Origin of the sequence: Nostoc sp. ATCC 53789 (genome assembly GCF_009873495.1) — a bacterium.
GTDB classification, from domain to species: Bacteria; Cyanobacteriota; Cyanobacteriia; order Cyanobacteriales; family Nostocaceae; genus Nostoc; species Nostoc muscorum_A.
This window is the reverse complement of record NZ_CP046703.1, coordinates 1,402,483-1,423,224: the sequence shown is the minus strand read 5'-3', so window position 1 is coordinate 1,423,224 and position 20,742 is coordinate 1,402,483. Positions and strand designations below refer to the sequence as shown.

The following is a 20,742-nucleotide window of genomic DNA, read 5'->3' as shown; positions in this document are numbered from 1 at the left end:
GTGAGTCTTGCCGTAGGCACGCTCTTGTTCGAGCGTCTTCAAATCGGGGGCTTTAAACCTCCCTTGGACATCCAGTCGCACAGAATCCATTCTGGATTCTGGCTCCTGAATTCTGAATTCTTTTTCGGTAAATTCTTACTGAGTTCTGAGTGATTTTCCCTCAGAACTCAGCACTTTAAATTCAGTAAAATCACCGTATTTTGAAGATTCTGTAATTATAAAGTGGAAACTTCTCTCTCCAAATTTCCGTCCCATCTGATTGTAGAATAATCGTCTGTTTATAATTTCTACCCGCATTCGGAATGTTATTTATTTCCAGTATCCCTAGGCTTGTGAGCCATTATCTGAATATTTTCCAGGTAATTGGGGAGTAACACCCATAAATTTTGCTAGATCATCTGACAGTAATGGGAATTATCTACTTAGTGCATTGATGGCAAAAAACAAAAAACAGTTATCAGTGAACGGTTATCAGTTATTAGTTTTCTAGCTTCCTTGGGAGTCAGATTCCTCCACCTCCAAAGGTGGAAGATTTTATATTGGGATTTCAAGCAAATATGAAATCTGATCACTGATTTAAGCGTGTCTTTATACCAGCTTAAAAATCAAACAAGGCATCAAAGATCAAGTTTAGGTGGTGACGGTGTGATGACTTACCAATGAGTTGAGATATTGACGACTCCCATGAACGTGAATTAGGAGAAAGAACTGTGAAATTACACTGGTTACTACCCAGCACTATTGGAACTATCTTCATGCTATCGTCGCCGGCAATGGCTGCGAAACTTGAATCTTGGCGCTTTGATGCCAATCAAAACAGGCTGGAAATTAATACTGTGGGAGCAGTTCAACCCCAGGCACAACTAATTTTCAACCCGACTCGGCTGGTAATTGATTTGCCAGGAACAACATTCGGCCGTCCGCAGCTAACCCAACAGGTGGGTGGGGGAATTCGCTCAATCAGGGTTGGGCAGTTTGATACAGAAACAACACGCATAGTTGTAGAACTGGCACCTGGTTATACTTTAGACCCCAAACGCGTCCAATTTGTTGGGACATCTGGCGATCGCTGGACGGTGCAATTACCTAGACCAGAAGTTGATCGAGTCGCCTCATTTCCCGCCTCACCTCCCAGAAGTGCTTACACTGTCGTTACCCCAGACTCTGAACGGCAACCTAGTATTTCAAGAGTTGCCACTACTACACGAGGGGCGACGCAAATTGAAGGCTTGACAGTAACAGGCGATGGGTTGTTCCTCCGTACCAGTGGTGGCAATCCGGGGATTAAGACAATTCGCAGCCGCGATCGCGCTAGTATCTTCATAGATGTTTCTGATGCATCTTTATCACCACGTCTGGCGCAACAGAATAATCAGCCTGTTAACAAACATGGTATTAGCCGCGTCGAATTCACCCAACTACAAAACCAAGCTCCTATCGTTCGTTTGACTTTGCGGGTAGATAAAAATAGTCCAGATTGGCAAGCCAGTAATAGTAACAGTGGTGGTTTGGTGGTTCTGCCTAGTCGCGTTGTCAGATTGCCTGGAAGTAGCAATTCGGACAATCAATCACAACCACCCTCCTTCCCTAGCAGATTATCTGCTGCTAATAACTCCCCAGCAACCATTGAGTCTGTGCAACTGGCTGATAATGGCAGACAACTGCTGATTAGAGCAGACCAAGCTTTATCTGCTACGGGAATCTGGGATAGATCATCCGGTGTGTTCCGTGTCACAATTAACAATGCCAAGTTAGCTCCCAGAGTTACAGGCCCTACTTTTGCCCCCAATAGCCCCATTCTCCGGGTACGTCTGCAACCCCAAGCAGCCAACACAGTCGTTGTTTTAGTTCAACCAGCACCTGGAGTACAACTCGATCAACCCCAGCAAATCGGCGACCAGCTTTTGGCTATACCAATACAAGGTTCTCGTCGAATTGTTTCCCTCCCCGGAAGACCCTCCTATGGTTTACCTGGGCTACCGCCGCCAAACCGGGGGCCATTCCCAGACCCAAACAATCCCAATCCTCAGCCCCAATTCCAACCACAGCGCCGAGTTACCAATGGACGAATGGTAGTCATTATTGACCCAGGACATGGCGGTAAAGACTCAGGAGCAGTGGGCATTGGGAGATTACTCGAAAAGGATATTATTTTGCCTATTAGCAAAAGGATAGCCCAGGTTTTGCAGCAAAATGGCGTACAAGTCGTTATGACGCGGGATTCTGACTATTTCGTCACCCTTCCCGGACGGGTGCAATTAGCAGAGCGAGCTAACGCTGATGTATTTGTTAGCATCCATGCTAATTCGGCTGGTGCAAGTCGTCCAGATGTCAGTGGCTTGGAAACGTATTATTACGACAGTGGTTTGGGTCTAGCTCGCGTTGTCCATAACAGTATTCTCCAAAGCGTAAATGTCAGAGATAGGGGAGTGCGGCGAGCCAGATTTTATGTCCTCAGAAAAAGTTCCATGCCTTCTATTCTTGTAGAAACAGGTTATTTGACTGGTCGAGATGATAACGCTAAACTCAGAAGCTCCGCTTACCAAAATCAAATGGCAGATGCGATCGCTCGTGGCATCCTTCAGTATTTAAAGAGAAGATAAGTAATTGAGTCGAAATTATTGAGTAAATACATCTAATCTTTACCGTTTTTATCCAATTTAGTAGTAAAACCAATTTAAGTATTATTGCGGCGGGACAAGAGTAGCATCTTTGTTATTGTCATCTGATGCTTACAAGTCAAATTTACCTAGGCTAATGGATAGCATGGCAAAATCAGAGGAGCGTGCTATATTTTACGCCATTAGCTGTGTCTTAATAACAGCGTAATACTCAAGTGTGTGCGGTGATGGTGTGAGGATTTGCCAATATATTGAAATTTTGACGGCTCCCATGAATGTGAATCAGGAGAAAAGACTGTGAAATTACGCTGGTTACTATCCAGTACTATTGGAACTATCTTCATGCTATCGTCGCCCGCAATGGCTGCGAAACTTGAATCTTGGCGTTTTGATGTCAATCAAAACAACCTAGAAATAAATACTGTAGGGAATGTTCAACCCCAAGCACAATTAATTTTTAACCCCACTCGTTTGGTAATTGATTTACCAGGAACAACATTTGGCCGTCCGCAGTTAACCCAACAGGTGGGCGGTGCAATTCGTGCTATCCGTGTTGGACAATTTGACGAACAAACAACGCGCATAGTCGTTGAACTGACTCCTGGTTATACTTTAGACCCCAAGGGAGTACAATTTGTTGGTAGAACTGGCGATCGGTGGATGGTGCAATTACCCACCCCAGTAGCCGAAAATGTTCCCTCAAGAAATACTGGTGGGCAACAACAAGCTATAGCAACACAACCTTCACCGAGAACATCTCCATCTGTGTTCTCACCAAGAGATATTTACAACGTGGTGAGAACAAGCCCTATTAATCCACCTAAAAACGGAATGCTTGCCGCCAGGGTAACTCAAATTGAGAACTTACAAGTTACAGGCGATGGGTTTTTCATCCGTACCAATGGTGGTAATCCTCAGATTCAGGTAAATCGTAGCAACGATCAAAGAGAAATTAACATCGACATTGCCAGCGCTACTTTATCACCAAGTCTAGAGCAACGCGATTTGTCGATTAATCGTTATGGTGTCAGCCGTATTCAGTTCAGCCAACTACAAACAAGCCCATCTGCTGTTCGCATGACTTTACAGGTGGATGAAAATAGTCAAAATTGGCGAGCCACTAATAGTAACAGTAGTGGTTTTGTGCTTCTGCCCAGTCGTGGCATTGCCCAGTTCCCTGGAGGTAATAGTAATAGTCCACGCCCCATACCATCTAGTACAGCGACTATTGAGTCTGTGCAACTGGCTAATAATGGCACACAACTGCTGATTAGAGCAGACCAAGCTTTATCTGCAACAGGAGGCTGGGATAGAACCTCTGGTCTGTACCGCATTACCATCAACAATGCTCGGTTAGCTCCCCAAGTTACAGGCCCGACTTTTAATTCTAATAGCCCTATCCTACGAGTCCGCCTGCAACCCCAAGAATCTAATACAGTTAACGTCTTGGTTCAGCCAGCAGCAGGAGTGCGAATTGGCGAACTTAACCAAGTTGGCGACCAACTTTTGGCTCTAGAATTACAACGTTCTGGTAGCGTTACACAACAGCCCATTGATTTACCTCCTTTATCGCCAAACCAAGGTCAATTCCCCAACCCCATAGATAATCCCCGTCCTATATCTCAACCAAAGCCGCGCCCCTCAGTTCCTAGAGGGAAATTACTAGTTGTGATTGACCCAGGACATGGTGGAAAAGATTCAGGCGCTCCCGGTCTAGGTGGACTTTTAGAAAAGGATGTAATTCTGCCTATTGGTAAAAGGGTAGCAGCAATTTTAGAGCAAAATGGTGTACAAGCAGTACTAACGCGGGATGCTGACTTTTTCGTAGAACTTCAGGGGCGGGTAGAAATTGCCGAGCGAGTTAATGCAACTGCGTTTGTCAGCATTCACGCTAATTCTGTTGATAATCGCCCGGATGTGAATGGCTTAGAAGTATATTATTACGATAGCGGTTATGCTTTGGCGGAAGCGGTTCGCAATACCATTCTGCAAAACATCGGTACAATCAAAGACCGGGGAACCCGCAAAGCCAGATTCTACGTTCTCAGAAAAAGCTCTATGCCTTCGATTTTAGTAGAAACAGGTTATATGAGTGGTCGAGAAGACAATCCCAGATTGGCATCACGAGAGTATCAAAATCAGATGGCAGATGCGATCGCTCGTGGCATCTTAAAATACTTACAGCGTTAACATAGTACAAATTACTATTAAAAGGTGGTATTTAGAATCCTTTGGCGTGCAGAATTTAGTGGTCAATTAGCCGATTGTCTGCTAAATTCTGTATTTTAAATCCCAAAACCTAAATTAATATCAGCCTGTGTATTCATCTTCGATCTTTGAAGCGAATCTGGACGATTTTTCTGCTCAAGAACCCCAACGTGCCCCAATTGGCATCTTTGACAGTGGTGTGGGTGGATTGACAGTACTGCGACAAATATATCGGCAACTCCCCAATGAATCAATCGTTTACTTTGGGGATACAGCCAGACTTCCTTACGGAATTCGTTCACAAGCAGAAATTTTACAATTTACCCGCGAAATTCTTACCTGGCTACAACAGCAGCAGGTAAAAATGGTAATTATGGCTTGCAACACCAGTTCTGCCCTAGCCCTAGAAACCGTCCGTCAAGAATTCAACATACCCATTTTAGGGGTGATTCTACCAGGTGCAAAAGCTGCGGTACAGGAAGGGAAGCGGATTGGTATAATTGCCACTCCAGCTACAGCGAAAAGTAATGCTTATAAACACGCCATCCTCGAAATTGCTCCTGATGTTCAAGTCTGGCAAGTTGGATGTCCTGAGTTTGTTCCACTGATTGAGCAAAACCGGATTCATGACCCCTACACTGCTGAAGTGGCACGAGCCTACTTAGAGCCTTTACTAGAACAAGAAATCGACACCTTAGTTCATGGCTGTACCCATTATCCCCACCTTACACCAGTATTGCGATCGCTCCTCCCCTCTCAAGTCAAGCTAGTTGACCCAGCTGTTCATGTCGTGGCAGCTTGTGCCCAAGAGTTAGACTTGCTAGGCTTAAAAAATACTCACCCCCCACTACCAACTCGTTTCGCCGTTAGCGGGTGTCAACAACAATTTTCCCAGTCAGGAGTGCAATGGCTAGGCTATACCCCGATGGTTGAAGAGGTTCGCTTTACTGATAGCGCTATTTCCCAACTTCTTTGAAGGAGGCAGGGGGCAGGGGGAAGAGAGAAGGAAGACAAGGGAGACAAGGGAGACAAGGGAGAGGGGGGAGATAATCATTTTCCCTTATTCGTCTTGTCTCCTTGTCCCTCTGCTGCCTATTTGTATCAACCTTAAAGTGAAACGTAAATTAGGCGGGAGTAAACTTCAGCGAAACACCGTTCATACAGTAGCGCTTGCCTGTAGGTGCAGGGCCGTCATCAAAAACATGACCAAGATGGCCACCACAACGGCTACAATGTACTTCAACTCTGGTCATAAACAGCGACTTATCTACAGTAGTAGCGATCGCACCTTCAATCGGGTTAAAGAAGCTTGGCCAGCCAGTACCACTGTTAAATTTGGTATCAGAGGTAAACAGTGGCAGTTCACACGCGGCACAATAATAAGTACCCTTGTCGTACTCCTTATCTAATGCGCTGGTGTGAGGGCGTTCAGTCCCGTGTTTACGCAATACATTAAACTGTTCTGGCGTTAAAATCGTGCGCCACTCTTCTTCTGGTTTGGTAATTTCAAATCCACTATTAGAAGTTGTCATCGCTTTTGCCCCCCAGTTGATATACCTTGATAACAATGCTGTGCCGACTATTACCGCACTAGCTTGTAAAAAATACCGTTTGTCCATATATCTATTATTTTCTATTTTCCGGTTAACTGGCCAATCAACTCCAGTACGGAATTCCCTACTTAATCACTATAATCAGCGATCGCTCTGAATTAGCGCTGATAAAGTGATTAAAATTAGCTAAGAAACCAAAAATTATTCTGCAATCAAACATTGTAAGGAATCGAAATCAAGTTGACTTGATTTTGAATACACCTGAATGTGTAGCGACGCTCAATCATCATCTTCATCAGAGGTGGTTGTTAGCTCCTGAGTAGTCCCATGTTTACCCTGATTCGTCAAAAATACAAATGCGCGATTGAGTCGCTTTACCCCACTGAGGGTAATTAGGGTCAGTAGCCCTCCTAATAATCCCATTTGCCACAGACCACAACCAATCGCAGCCCCCAACCCGGCCGCAGTCCAGACACAGGCGGCTGTAGTTAAACCTTTTACTTTTGGTGTCGCAGATTTTCTAGGAGACTCTTGTAAAATCAATCCGGCTCCGAGAAATCCTATCCCGGTAGCTACACCCTGAATGGTGCGACTCAGTGCATTGGTGGCAGCATAAGGACTATCACCTTCAGCCTGCAAAGGAATCATTACGAATAGTGCTGCTCCCATACTCACAAGCATAAATGTTCTCATCCCTGCTGGTCTACCCCCTTGTTGACGGTTAAATCCAATCAGGCAACCAACCAGAAGCGCCAAAGACAATCTAAACGCTATATGTGGCCAATCGTTGGCAGTAATAAACATCGGCCCCATTACCTTTTTCCTCCTAGAGACAGAATGGAATTTTGCGCCTATTGCCAGTGAGCTAGATGGCTACCCACGTTTGTAGCTAAAAACTCAAGTACAGTAAACCAATAGGTTTGGCGTACATTAAAGTTAATTTAACAGAAGGTTAGGAATAAGTAAACTAATATACACAAAACTGCCATTGCTGTATAAAGTTTTCCTGCAAAAGCGAATGCTCTCTCAATACTTTTCGGGTTTTGGGGAAAAGGGGAAAGGGAAAGGGTTTGAATTTCCCTTTCCCCATTGCCCTTTAACCTTTCCCCAGACCAAAAGAGAGATTATTGGGTTTATCCGAAAAGTATTGAATGCTCTCTAGCAGGAATTCAACCTTTTATTATCAGCTAGGGACTTCCAGTCTGAGGGGAATTTTGTATATTTTTAAATGTGATGTCTGCAACGGGCTACACCTACGCATTCTGGCTAGATCAACCAAAACTTTGAACAACATACATATCATTACCAGTATCCCCTACTAAAAGTAAGTTACTGTCATCACTTTCTAGATTTCGACTTCCGGCAATACCCTTTTGCAGGACTTTAATCAGCCTTTGGGGAGAGAAAGATTCTAATTCCACAAACTTTCCAGATTCTAACCATGCTAATTCTTCAGCAGACAAACTTTGACGAATCTCTTGAGGTAATTGTTTAGCTGCTTGCGCCGAATCTGGAGAAGATTGAATGAACATTCCGCGTTTAGTGGCGATAATTTGACTTGGCGTTAATCCGATATCAATAATTGCAATCTCGCTATTGAGAAACCAACTAGCATTGGTTTTAAGACGATGAACTAAACCAATTCCTCGTGGATTGCAATCATGCACTGCATATACTTTTAAATCGGGATTGCGGCGTAGCATTTGCATTGTGGTGTCAAAAATGCTTTGCGGATATCCAGTAATGCTGAGAATTGCACAGTTATTTTCAAAGTGAAAATTATTAGCAATTAATAGTTGAGCAATAGTAGCACTATCACAAACAACTAATCTATCGAAACTGTAAGCAGTCACATCAGGATTAACCGTAGCTGGTGTATTTTCCTCACGCGGAAAAGGTAGGATTTTAAGAATTGAACCATTGATTTTCTGCCATCGGCTTAACCAACCTTGAAAATCATTTTGAGAAAATAAAAACTCCTGTGCAAATTTAGTTTGTCCTAGCTGTCGAATTCCCCAGTATATCGACAGCATTCCTAGAATAACGACGATGACAAATAGACTAAACGAGTTATATATAATTAAGCTGGCATAAATTCCCACAGCAATAATCATACCTCCTATTATTTGGAAACATCGAGCATACTTTTGGCGAGAGTTAATGTTTGTTTTGTTTGATATAGATTTTTTATATAAAAATAATAAAAAGCATATATTAAATAGAAGTGATGCTATTAACCAAGAATTAGCACCAAACACTAATGAAGCAAAGCCACCTATAAACCCTGGCACCCAAATATTAAAAAATAAATATATAAACAACAAACCAAATATTGAAATAGACTTGACTTTTACCCGGCTATCTAATAAGTAAAAAAGCTGCTTAGGAGTGAAAAATAAGGTATTATTTGCAGAAATATCAGCGATCGCCTTTGCAAAAAAAGGATCAGTAATCTTAACTTTACTCATACTGGTCGGTTCAAAGGCAAAGGGATGATTGCATTTTATACACCGACCTTGATTAGCTGTCCGGTCTTTTAGTTTATTGTCAGTTCCGCAGTTAATGCACTTCATAATGGTTGCCCAATGTTATTTATTAATTGTTAGCCAATACGCTTCAGATGAGGCTTGATCCCCCCTAACCTCCCTTAAAAAAGGGGGGAATTATCAAGAACCTGATTTGTTAGTAAAACACTGTAGTCTTCCCGCCGACGAATCAAGCGATGTGTGCCATTTTCTAGCAAGACTTCAGCAGGTTTGGGACGGTGTAAAAAGTGAGACGACATGGCATAACCATAAGCACCGACATCTAAAATGGCAACGATATCACCAATTTTTAACGCTGGGAGTTGGCAATTTTTACCCAGATAATCTCGTGAATAGGTGGTGTTACCACAAATATCAGTTGTGAATGGATTGTCTGCTTGTTTCCAAGTGATGATTTCGCGGTAGCCGCCGTGTACTGATGGTACTGAAAGATTGGCAACGGTGGTATCAACTCCGACAATCTGTTTTTCCCCTTGCCATTTCACAGAAACAACTTGAGCAAGCAAAGTTGCACATCCTGCGATCGCACTTCGTCCCGGTTCAATCACTAAATCAATTTTCCGCCCTAAATGAGTGATTCTCTCGGTTAACTCAGTACCAAATATTTCCCAGTCAAAGGCTGTTTTATTGTGATGATATGGGTAGCCAAAGCCACCACCAAAATCTAAGTATTCCCAATCTGGTAACAGTTGTGCTGTGGCCATTACTGCATCAATCACTTGGGTAAATGCTTCTGTGGCATTGGTTCCAGTCCCTCGATAGAAATGTAAACCACTCAGCTTTAATCCAACCTCACCAGTTAAAGCGATCGCATCACCAAATTCTTCAGGACGTACACCAATGCGGCTATCTCCGGTAATTTCTGGCAAATTGAGGCGTAAACCTAGCCGAATATCTTTCTCTCTGCCTTCGGGCAAAACTTCACAGCACAACTGTAATTGAGCAAGACTATCAAAATTGAGAGTTGTAACTCCCCAATTTAAGACTTGTATCATCTCAGCCCGATTCAAATTGCTACCACTGTAAACAATCTCACTAGGATCGAAACCAGCTTGCAATCCCAGGTAGATATCTCCTGGAGTATTAGCGTGAAGTCCCCACCCAAATGAGCGAAAAATTTTTAACAACGCAATATTGCCATTAGTAACGCTTGCAAACCGAAATTGCGTGCGAGGATAACTGACTGCTTTAGTAATGCGCTCAATAGTTTCGCGCAAGCGATCGCCATTATAAACATAAAGCGGAGAACCATAAGTACTCAGCAACTCCTGAGCAAGTTCTTTAGAGAATAGGGGATTAAGGCGATTTTGAATTAAATTATTTGATATCATTTACCAAGAATACTGATACAGTAAACTACGAATTACGTTAGCGTAGCGGGGCGTAGCCCATTACGAATTACGAATTATCTTGTAATTTCTCCATAGCCATCGATGTAACCAAAAAGGATGATCCAAGGACTTTTTACCTAGTTCTTCATTTAAAACATGCGATCGCCAAAGTTGCCACATAATAAGTAACCAGAGAGTCTCACCAATCCGTCGGCCTTGAATAGCTGCTCCTAGTTTGCCTTCAACGATTTGGGCCGCAATGTGCGGATAAAAATGGTTGTTGGCGCGAAGTGTTTCTGGATTGAGCCAGATGCCTAGCTGATGCCAAAAATCATTTAAACACCAAGAAGTCAGGGGAACCCCCATCCCCCGTTTTTGTCGCCAGACAATTTCAGGTGGGAGCCAATTTTCTACAGCCCGCTTGAGGATATATTTTTCACAAGCTCCTTGCAAACAGAGTTCTCCAGATAGGCGGAATGTCCATTCTGCCAAAGGTAAATCACAAAAAGGCGATCGCACCCACAACCCATGAGCAAACCCCAATGCAGTCGCACGTGGATGGATATTCTGCGCTCCTTTGAGCATCAAACTGGCACGTCGGAGGCGATGTAGCAAAGATGGACACTCATCACGATTAAGAGCCGCCAACAGCCAATCTTCAGGATGCAAATTTTGGATCTGTGCATAAACCTCTGGCTGATAAACTTGAGATTCATATCCCCCAAGACGGTGAAAGGTGCGGAGATATTGCTGGATAAAAGTTTCCTGTCCGGCGGGATTTTCTGCCTGATAAACACCTGCGGCAATTAAAGGTTTGTTCGTCCAACCGGCAAACAATTGATCTCCACCTTCACCATTAAAAATTACTTGAGTTTCCTGACTCGCTCTCTCTGACAGGAGATACAAGGGCACACACACACCATCTCCAAAGGGCAAATCCAATGCTTGCACAGTCGGAATTAAGGCATTCTTGATGGAACTTGGGGTTACTGCAACTTTAATAAGCGGAATTTTGAGAAACTGGGCAACTTGTTCAGAGTATGGATATTCTGGAATACCTACGTCACCAAAATCTAAAGTGTAGGCGCGGACTTTCACCCCTGCTTGCACCAGAAGCGCCGCCACCACTGAAGAATCGAGTCCGCCAGAGAGAAACACCCCAACAGGCTCATCATTTAAATCGGCAATCTGTCGTTCAATGGAATCTTTAAGGAGGGTTTGCAATTCGGTAATTGCTGTAGCTTCATCTGTTAACTGTTCTGGGGCCTCCCGCCACGAGTAGATGTACTTAGATTTAGGTGTTTGCAGCTTACCTGATTGAGAATCACTCTGCCAAACTAATTCAGTTCCCGCTGTCACTGCAAACACTTCCTTAACAGGAGTTAAGGGTGTGGGAACGTAAGAAAAACAGCTATAGCCATATAACCCAGAAATGCTAATTTCTGACTGTTGCAAAATCGGTAAGAGTAGTTGCAGTTGTGATGCAAACCAGATAACTTGTCCTTGCTGAGTCCAATATAATGGCATCTTTCCGAAAGGTTCTCTACCCAAAATTAGGCAGTTATTTTCTTGGAGAACCCAAGCATCGGGTGAAGTTAATAATCCTGATGCCGAAATAGCAGCAATTTGATTTTTAGGACTTACACATAAGAGATCCCCCAACCCCCTTAAAAAGGGGGCTTCTACTCTTCCCCCCTTTTTAAGGGGGGTTAGGGGGGATCTAGATTTCAGGTGTTCAGCGTGTAAGTCCTGCTTTTGTTGCCGTCCGAAATGCCCATCAAGTCCTATATAAACAACATTCCAGATGGGAAAATTCAAAGCCTCTCCCCTTGTAGGAGAGAGGTTTTCCAGAACGCTATTTAACAGCGCCTCCAACTCTTGTTGAGCGCCATAACCCCAATAACCAAGAAAGTGATGCGGGATGTTGCCCATCTGGACTATTTCACTTCAAAGGTTTCATCACTAATCTGCCGACCTTCCAGCAACATCTGCACCTTCCAATTGCCAACAGTTGCAGCCGGATTAATCGTGTAGCGACATTGGGTATCCCAGACAGACGTATTAATTTCGCGGGTTTGATAACTATTCTGCTTGACAATTTGACCACTTGGGTCAATCCAATTACAGGAGAGAGCCAGCTTTTTACCCAAGGGTGCATCTTTTAAAGTGACACGGTAAAAAATTTCTGGATTGGTTTGGCGGGAAATTGTCTTCAAGTCACCGCCAGTATTTGATACCAAGGTGATGCGGTCTTGTTGAGCAGAAACACGAGAGAGTACAGAATTCTGTCGCTGGATGAAAAATATTGTAGATGCACTCAGTATCACTAAAAATGCCACAACTCCAGAGGTAATCCATCGATTGCGGTGCTGCTGTACCTCCAGCGCTTGGCGGCGATTTAGCTGAATCAGCGCTTCATCTAGTAACTCAGGCGGTAAATTCAACTCCTGTAAAATTTCTCTAACCTGCTGTTGGTCTAGTTCCGCTTCTCGACGCACTTGCAGACCTTCTACTTCTGTGACTATTTGTGCTAATTGCTCTTGAGTCAGTCGCTGCGTCATCGCTTAACTCCTGTTAAAAAAACTTGATGGCGATTCTTGATTACATGCAATCAGAAGAACTCTATACTCACTTTTCTAGGTACATCATAAGCTACAACCTAAAATTGTTGCTTTTCGGATTCTTTCTAAGATATCTTTCCGAAAGCTTTATTAATTTGACCAATCTAAAATCTAAAATCCAAAATTGTTATGGCTCAAGAACAACAAACCGCAATTGAAGGTATCTATGAAGTCTGTATCGGCATTCCAGAACCAATTTCTGCAATTCAGTATTGGGAGCAATTTGGCTATCGTATTGGTCAAGTGGGTGAATTAACCGCAGATATAGCCTATCAATTATATGGAGTAAATTCGTCTTTACGCTCAATTCGCCTCTACCATCAAAATTCAGATCATGGTTTGATTCGGTTGATGGTTTGGCAAAACCCTACCCATGAAGGTTTGGGAATAGCATCGATGAAAATTAAGGGAAATCGCTGGGCGACAAGCTTAACGACCGATGTGTTAAGTATCTTAAATCATATAGAGGATGCAAAAGCCGCAGGTTTTCCTATTAGGCACTCTAATCCTTATTGGGAAGTCATCTATAACAAAGAGAGGAAAAGCCGTCCTTTTATTGAGTCAGCAGTTGGTGTACGAGAAATGCTGCTACTTCAACCGTTAGCTCGACAAGTTTTATTTCAACGCTTTGGCTATACACTACCGCATTACGGGCAAGTTAATCATAATGCTGCTCTCAAGGCTAGTCAGTTTACTCATATAGGAATCATCTCTCAAGATGACAGCAAAGAAACTCTCAAGTTTTACGAAGAAGTTTTAGGTTTGCTGCGTGTGCGTGATGATGTCGAAACTAGCTATGAATCTTCGCCAGCAGGTCGAGATATTTTTGACCTTAACCCTGGTGAAAAGTTTATTGTTACTACTTTTGATGATCCGCGTTCTTCTAAGTCTGACCTGATGGCTGCACGCAGTGGTAGACTTTACATTGTTCGATTCCCAGAATCTATTAATTTAGAATCGCGCTTTGAGGCAGCCCAACCAGGTAGCTTGGGTATGTCTTTATACACCTATCGGGTTAAGGGAATACAGGAGTATTGCGATCGCATTAAAGCAAGTACTGTGCAAAAAGTTACAGATATTATTAGTAATGAGTTTGGCGAGACGAGTTTCTCTTTCATTGCACCAGATGGCTATTTCTGGACTTTGCTGGAAGCTAATTAACGGGGCATAGGGCATTGCTAGTTATTGCCCATGCCCTATGCCCAAAAACTAGCTTTCATTTATTTACGCCAATAGACAGTTCCTTTTTGCTATGTTTCAACTCTTTCCAAAGCGCCCTAATTTGCTCGTAAGCTTCTTCTGGAGATAGTTTTCCGCCTGTTTCTAGACAGGAAATGTAAGTAATTCTTTGGGCAAATTCTTGGAGGTTGGCATTAAATGCTAAAGTCTCTGGCTGGAATTTACCATAATATCGACTACGAGGGTAAAGAAAGTTATTTTTATCTTGCGAGTTAGGTTGTGTCATTAATTTGCTGTCTGTAATTTTTTATCAGAGTTCTAGATTTGATTGTTATCTACGTGTAAATACACAGTAGAAAATTCCAATTCCAGAAGAAGTTCATATTGTAGTAAAAAAAATATTTTATTGACTACTACAGTACGGCAGAAATATGTTGGTACGCAGTAAGTATTTTAGTGTTTATTAAGACAAAGGTTAAAATCCTTACTACAAACTTATTTACTCCCCAAAGTTGGTTCTAGTCGTCGCGTATTCATTTCTTGCTTTCACTGCTGCACTTTTGATTCACCTGTAACCAAATTTCTAAACTCACAAGCAACCAAAGCTTTACTCCATAACGACTCCAAGTATCTCCTTGATAGTTTAACCAATTGCGAATAGGTAACTGGTTCAAGTAAGGAGTTATGGCTGCATTCCGATTTAGTAATAAATCTTTGGCTTCTTGCTGCCAATATTTCCGAAATCCTAACTGCACAGGCACCATCATGCCGCTTTTGGGACGATGAATAATTGCCTCTGGTAAGATATCTGCGTTCGTCGGAGACGTACCGTAGGTAATCGCTTGCTTTAAGACTGCTTTTTCTTCCACTCCAGAAAGCTTATACTCTGGAGGAATTTCCATACTTAAGTCTACTACTCGTTGGTCAAACAGGGGAGAACGACCATGCAAGAGAGCTGCTTGAGTCAAGTTACTGACTTTCGTCAGAATTTGGTCAGCGCCTTTAAACTTGATGTTCATTGCCATCAAACGATTCAGATAGCTGGCTTGGGAATATAAATCTTCTTCAAAAACCCAAGGTGCTGTTTGTACCTCTGTCCAAACTTCTGGTTTTAAAAGTTGTGGTAAGTCAACAGCGCACTTTTGAAAGGAAATTAAATAAGCTTGTAAAGCATCCTGATTGGTGACAGAGCCATATAAATTATTGATAAGCATTGGCTGATTTTTTGGCCCACCAAAACAGGGGTCGCCACCTTCGCCATTTAAAACTACTTCTACGCTTTCTCTCGCCAGTCGTCCTAGCAAAAGATTGGGAACAGTCAGTGGGTCGCCAATGGGGTCATCTAAATACGCCATTGTTTCTGGCAGACGTTCCCACATATCCTTAAAAGTAATTTCTAAAATGTGGTGCTGCGTCTGGCAATGGGATGCAACGAGACTGGAAAATTCTAACTCATTGGGACATTCGGAACCGAAATGAATCGAGAAGGTGTGAACTGGTGCTTTGTGGAATTTCGCTGCTAAAGCAGTGATACAGCTAGAGTCCAAACCACCGGAAAGAAAAACGCCAACGGGTTCGTTTGCTGGGGGTAAATATTCTTGAACAACTTGGTCTAGGAGTTCTCGCAAGCGATCGCCATGCCATGCTAAGGGTTGATCTACTGCTACAATCTGTTCTTGAAGCTGCCAGTAAGTTTCAACTTTGTGGTCGGGAAATTCTAAAACGGTTCCAGGTCGTAGTTCTCGCACCTGTTCCCAAAGCGTTCTTTCTCCTGGAACAAAGGCACAACAAAGATAATCTCGCAACGCCACCAAATCTAAATCTGATGAACGATAGGGTGATAAAGTTCTCAGTTGAGGCGCAATCCAACGAACTAAACCAGTGGTAGTGTAGTAGAGGGTACGAACACCGATGCGATCGCGAACCAACTTCAATACTTGTCTTTCTCTATCCCAAACCACTAGCGCAAACATCCCCACAAGTTGGTGAAGACATTCAAAACCCCATCGTTCCCAAAGATTGGCAACTAGTTGCAGATAACTTCCTTGAAAGCTATCCGGTTCAATCCCTAACTTTTGCAGTAATTGCACTTGGTTAGTTAACCAAACATCACCAACAACAACAAATCGTCCTCCAGAACTGATTGCTAATTTCTCCGTCAGAAATCCAGAAGCTGTACGTGGTAAAACTACAGAAAATTTTTCATCTCGCCAAGCTATATTTTCATAACTTTCATCAACTGTTCCCCAAGCTACGCGCCAGGTTGGGTCAGTCTTAATGAATTCGATTTTAGGAGATTTACGATTTTTAAACGCATCAAATAGCATGGGAAATTTTCAACGCATAATCAGTAATTTTAGGGCATTTCACAAACCTATCTTTTTTTTAAGAGAGAGACTTTGAATTCTCCCCTTCATTCTTAAACCAAAGACAATTTGTTAGGACTTACGCAATAACTCTCTAAAACTCTTATTCCTTTGTGTCCTTTGCGTCCTTTGCGGTTCGTTTTTCCATTATTTTGCGTAAGTCCTGTTTGTAAAATTTTCATCATCTCAAACAAATACACTCATTATGCGTGGTTGTTAACTTCGCGCCGGGGTGCAAATCCGTCTTCTGTGATTGGTTGTCAGCAGTGGGATAATCATCAGCCAGATAATTTAACCGCCTAGCACAGGTCGGCGGAAATAAACCACCCATTCCAAATGAATAAAACACTTACGCTGTATTCATTTTTAATTTTTAATTTTTAATTTTTAATTCCGCCTTGCGGTACTAGCCACCATTTACACCCACTTTGAGTGGCAAACCTTTACATTAGCTAGTATCTTATTTCTCTGCAAGTCTCTAATGCTAGTTTTCATCAACGTAAAGATATTGCTAGATTAGTTACCCAAGAACTCAATAACTTTCTACTAAAATTTTTCCCCGCATATAATCCGGCTTACAACATCATTAAATTAGTCTGGTATTTCTGTAAAGAATGAATTGCTTGTCGTTTATTCCAATCAGTAGATGAGTTGAAATCTTTACTAGATAAGCTATTGAATCAGGGCGAGTTAGTCATTAAGAGTAAAGAAACAAGGCAAACAGTGACTCTATTACACTTTAAATGCCGATTAGCTTATTTTGCCAAATTTTAAATGACAATTCCAATTACATAACTTGTGACTTTGGAAGCGATCGCTTATCTGCTAACTATTTTTGGCCACACCCAGTATTAGCCATTTTAAAGGCATGGATCATCCTTTACTATTGATTCTCGTTAAAATCACTATTTTTTCTCTGATGTTAGCCATCGGGAGCAACCTTTCTTTTGAAAAAATGCTCTCCTTCTGGCGAAAACCTGCCTTAGTATTCCGTGCGCTTCTAGCCGTTATTGTGCTAGTTCCTCTAGTGGTTATTTTCTTGCTGAAACTGTTTAACTTACCATCAGAAGTGATGATAGGGTTGGCCTTGTTGGCAGCTTCACCAGGTGCGCCTCTAAGCACAAAGCGAACGCAAAGGGCTGGAGGCAGCTTATCCTACGCAGCGAGTCTTCAGCTAACCCTGGCAATACTTGCGGTTTTTGTTACTCCCCTCACCTTGGCGATTTTCGCCGCCTTATTTGAGAGTATTTCACAAAAGGTGGCGATTTTAGAAGTTGCCCGACAAGTCATTATGGTACAGATATTGCCTGTCAGTCTCGGTCTTTTGATTCAAAAGTTCGCTCCTACATTTGCCGAAAAGATTGCCAAACCTTTGACTTTTATTGCTAATTGTGTCTTTTCAATACTGGTTATTTTAGCGTGCATCTTAGGGTTGCCACTGTTTTCCAGAGTTTGGCAATTACCACTCGTAGCGATCGCGATTATGGTGATTGTCTCTCTAGGAATTGGACATATTTTAGGCAGACTTGATGATGATATGCGGTCTATCTTAGCGATTTTCTGTATTGCTCGCAATTTTGGTTTAGCTTTATTTATCGCTATTTTGAATCATATACAGCAGCAGGTGATTCCGACGCTAGTAGCTTATGTAATTTTGGGAGCTTTTGTAGGTGTTCCTTACTCAATCTGGAATAAGCGTAGATTAGCCGGATTGAGTCGGGAAATTAACTCGTTATAGTCAGCCACCCGTCAACCTAGATAAGGAGTTTAGGTTTATGTCTCTGCGTGAATACAAACCCGGAAACACTTTCCCCGGTGTCATAGGACGGACAGTTGATAAATCCAGTCCTGCTTGGCCAGAACCTTTGCGAGCCAAAGAAGGCACACCAAACGTCCTATTTATCGTCTTCGACGATACAGGCTTTGGGCAATTTGGGAGTTACGGAAGTCCGATCAAAACACCCAATTTAGACACATTAGCCGCCAATGGTTTGCGCTACAACAATTTACACACGACGGCATTGTGTTCACCCACCCGTTCTTGTCTGCTGACTGGGCGCAATCACCATTCCAACGCCATGTCCTGCATTACAGAAGGTTCTACCGGTTATCCCGGTGGTAATGGGAATATTCCCTTTGAAAATGGGTTTCTCTCGGAGATATTACTACAGAAGGGTTATAACACCTATGCGATCGGGAAGTGGCATTTAACACCCTCAGACCAGCTTTCTGCCGCCGGCCCCTACGATCGCTGGCCTCTCGGTCGCGGTTTTGAACGTTTTTATGGTTTTCTGGGAGGAGAAACCCACCAGTATTATCCCGAATTAGTTTATGACAACCACACCGTCAAGCCAGAAAAGACCCCTGCACAAGGCTACCATTTAACTGAAGACTTAGCAGATAAAGCAATTAGCTTCATCGCTGATGCCAAGCAGGTTGCCCCCGATAAGCCCTTCTTCATGTATTTCTGTCCTGGGGCGATGCACGCCCCTCATCATGTGCCAAAAGAATGGGCTGATGCCTACGCCGGACAGTTTGATGATGGTTGGGAAGCTTACAGGGAAAAGGTTTTTGCCCGTCAGCAGGAAATGGGTATCGTCCCCGCCGATGCCGAACTCTCCCGCCACGATCCCGATGTCTCTCACTGGGATACTCTCTCAGCAGCAGAAAAACGGCTTTATGCCCGTATGATGGAAGTCTTTGCTGGCTTTTTAACCCATACTGACTACCACATTGGTCGCTTACTCGACTTCCTCAAATCTATCGACGAGTTCGACAATACCGTAATTATGGTCATTTCGGACAACGGGGCAAGTTCGGAAGGTGGGCCCACTGGTTCGGTTAATGAGAACCTCTTTTTTAACAATGTGCCAGAATCCCTAGAGGAAAATCTCAAGGCGCTCGACAAGCTAGGCAGTCCAGAAACCTTCAACCATTATGCGTGGGGCTGGACTTGGGCAGGTAATACGCCTTTTCGTCGTTGGAAACGGGAAACCTATCGGGGTGGAATCAGCGATCCTTTGATCGTCCATTGGACTAAAGGCATTGAGGCAAAAGGCGAAATCCGTACTCAGTATGCCCATGCCATTGACCTTGTGCCGACGGTGCTTGACCTACTAGAAATTGAACCACCCACAACTATCAAGGGTGTTACTCAATCCCCCCTTGAAGGTGTAAGCTTCGCCCATACTTTTAATCATACTGACGCACCCACTAAGCATCTTACCCAATATTTCGAGATGATGGGACATCGCTCTCTTTACTATGATGGCTGGCGGGCGGTTTGTCCTTGGCCTGGGCCATCATTTACAGAAGCAGGGCAGTTTTTTGGTGCGCCAATCTCAGCCCAAACCCTTACAGACTTGGATACCCATCATTGGGAACTGTATCATGTCGCTAAGGATTTTGCGGAAAATCACGACATTGCTGCTGACAACCGCCCTAAGCTAATTGAGATGATTGCTACTTGGTATGTAGAGGCGGGTAAATATAATGTGTTGCCCGTGGATGGACGTGGCACGCAACGATTGGCAGAAGAACGTCCTCAGATTGCTGTCAATCGTACCCGCTATATTTACTATCCCGATACTCAGGCGATTCCAGCCAATAGTGCTGTCAGAGTGCTAAATCGTCCCCATAGTATTACCGTTGATGTCGAAATTCCTATCGGTGGTGCAGAAGGAGTATTACTTGCTCACGGGGGTAATGATAGTGGCTACTCCTTTTATATCAAAAATGGTAAACTTCATTGGGTTCATAACTATGTAGCGCGATCGCTCTATCATGTCGAGTCTGTAGAGTCAGTCCCGGAGGGTCGCCATCAGTTGCGCTTTGAGTTTGAAGTGACGGGTCAGCCAGATTTAGCCAAGGGGAAAGGATCGCCGGGTCACGCCCAACTTTATATCGATGGGAAATTAGTCGGACAAGCTGATATTCCTGTAACTACTCCCTTAGCACTAGGTCTGACCAGTGGCGTGACCTGTGGGATAGCCCCTGGTGCGCCTGTAACACCCGATTATGAACCGCCCTTCAAGTTTACAGGCAAGATTTATCGTGCGATCGTAGATGTTAGTGGAGATTTGACTCAAGACACAGAAGCCGAGATGCGTACCATTATGGCACGACAGTAGATGTACTATTTGTCTCCTTGAGGCACAACAGATACAAACTGGAATGGCACTAAGATAACGGCAAATCCATTGTTTATAAGGCTTTTGAGTGTGGGGAGTGTGGGGAGTGTGGGGGGAAAGAGAATTTATGCTTTTCCCTCTTCCCACACCCACTCTAGGCTGCATGTTTTACCTTTTCTTAGTGCCA

The 20,742-nt window shown here is 43.3% G+C and carries 15 protein-coding genes and 1 pseudogene; 8 read left to right on the top strand and 8 right to left on the bottom strand.

The annotated features are described in order from the left end of the window. Positions 1-710: 710 nt before the first annotated feature. The 3 genes from GJB62_RS05710 (at position 711) to murI (ending at position 5,805) form a co-directional block, all read left to right on the top strand. A complete protein-coding gene (locus GJB62_RS05710) occupies positions 711-2,603 on the top strand; it encodes an N-acetylmuramoyl-L-alanine amidase (protein ID WP_114085773.1) in 1,893 nt (630 codons plus the stop codon). 315 nt (positions 2,604-2,918) lie between these two features. Next, a complete protein-coding gene (locus GJB62_RS05705) occupies positions 2,919-4,811 on the top strand; it encodes an N-acetylmuramoyl-L-alanine amidase (protein WP_114085774.1) in 1,893 nt (630 codons plus the stop codon). Positions 4,812-4,938: 127 nt separating this feature from the next. Then, positions 4,939-5,805, top strand: a complete 867-nt coding sequence (murI, locus tag GJB62_RS05700) for a glutamate racemase (protein WP_114085775.1) — start codon at positions 4,939-4,941, stop codon at positions 5,803-5,805. Between the two features lie 148 nt (positions 5,806-5,953). On the opposite strand, the gene msrB is transcribed toward murI, so the two are convergent. From msrB to GJB62_RS37385, 3 genes are all read right to left on the bottom strand, one after another. Continuing rightward, positions 5,954-6,448, bottom strand: a complete 495-nt coding sequence (msrB, locus tag GJB62_RS05695) for a peptide-methionine (R)-S-oxide reductase MsrB (RefSeq protein ID WP_114085776.1) — start codon at positions 6,446-6,448, stop codon at positions 5,954-5,956. A gap of 213 nt (positions 6,449-6,661) precedes the next feature. Next, entirely contained in the window at positions 6,662-7,195 is a 534-nt protein-coding gene (locus GJB62_RS05690; RefSeq protein WP_114085777.1) for an MgtC/SapB family protein, read from the bottom strand. Between the two features lie 458 nt (positions 7,196-7,653). After that, entirely contained in the window at positions 7,654-8,496 is an 843-nt protein-coding gene (locus tag GJB62_RS37385) for a hypothetical protein (RefSeq protein ID WP_245246104.1), read from the bottom strand. Between the two features lie 46 nt (positions 8,497-8,542). Here GJB62_RS37385 and GJB62_RS37380 point away from each other — a divergent pair, with 46 nt between their 5' ends. Beyond that, entirely contained in the window at positions 8,543-8,755 is a 213-nt protein-coding gene (locus tag GJB62_RS37380; RefSeq protein ID WP_245246103.1) for a hypothetical protein, read from the top strand. 274 nt (positions 8,756-9,029) lie between these two features. Here GJB62_RS37380 and GJB62_RS05680 read toward each other — a convergent pair whose 3' ends face one another. The 3 genes from GJB62_RS05680 to GJB62_RS05670 are packed head-to-tail and all read right to left on the bottom strand — an operon-like array spanning position 9,030 to position 12,820. Further along, entirely contained in the window at positions 9,030-10,259 is a 1,230-nt protein-coding gene (locus tag GJB62_RS05680) for a decarboxylase (protein WP_114085779.1), read from the bottom strand. 60 nt (positions 10,260-10,319) lie between these two features. Further along, positions 10,320-12,191, bottom strand: a complete 1,872-nt coding sequence (locus GJB62_RS05675; protein WP_114085780.1) for an asparagine synthetase B family protein — start codon at positions 12,189-12,191, stop codon at positions 10,320-10,322. 5 nt (positions 12,192-12,196) lie between these two features. Next, the gene (locus GJB62_RS05670; protein ID WP_114085781.1) at positions 12,197-12,820 is read right to left on the bottom strand and encodes a DUF3859 domain-containing protein; all 624 of its coding nucleotides are present in this window, start codon (positions 12,818-12,820) and stop codon (positions 12,197-12,199) included. A 189-nt stretch (positions 12,821-13,009) separates the two neighbouring features. On the opposite strand from GJB62_RS05670, the gene GJB62_RS05665 reads away from it, so the two are divergent. Continuing rightward, positions 13,010-14,041: a VOC family protein gene (locus GJB62_RS05665; protein ID WP_114085782.1), complete on the top strand. Its 1,032-nt coding sequence runs from the start codon at positions 13,010-13,012 to the stop codon at positions 14,039-14,041. A gap of 55 nt (positions 14,042-14,096) precedes the next feature. Here GJB62_RS05665 and GJB62_RS05660 read toward each other — a convergent pair whose 3' ends face one another. Together GJB62_RS05660 and GJB62_RS05655 are read right to left on the bottom strand one after the other, a co-directional pair. Beyond that, positions 14,097-14,345 carry a hypothetical protein gene (locus tag GJB62_RS05660; RefSeq protein WP_114085783.1) on the bottom strand — a complete coding sequence of 83 codons (249 nt, stop codon included), beginning with the start codon at positions 14,343-14,345 and terminating at the stop codon, positions 14,097-14,099. Positions 14,346-14,592: 247 nt separating this feature from the next. After that, the gene (locus tag GJB62_RS05655) at positions 14,593-16,386 is read right to left on the bottom strand and encodes an asparagine synthase-related protein (protein ID WP_114085784.1); all 1,794 of its coding nucleotides are present in this window, start codon (positions 16,384-16,386) and stop codon (positions 14,593-14,595) included. A gap of 501 nt (positions 16,387-16,887) precedes the next feature. Between GJB62_RS05655 and GJB62_RS37375 the strand changes: the two are divergent. From GJB62_RS37375 to GJB62_RS05635, 3 genes and pseudogenes are all read left to right on the top strand, one after another. After that, positions 16,888-17,199: pseudogene (locus GJB62_RS37375) on the top strand (transposase); the annotation flags it as partial. Between the two features lie 94 nt (positions 17,200-17,293). Then, entirely contained in the window at positions 17,294-18,163 is an 870-nt protein-coding gene (locus GJB62_RS05640) for a bile acid:sodium symporter (protein WP_114085840.1), read from the top strand. 37 nt (positions 18,164-18,200) lie between these two features. Beyond that, on the top strand, positions 18,201-20,555 hold the full coding sequence (locus GJB62_RS05635; protein ID WP_114085785.1) for an arylsulfatase: 2,355 nt from the start codon (positions 18,201-18,203) through the stop codon (positions 20,553-20,555). Positions 20,556-20,742 lie beyond the last annotated feature (187 nt).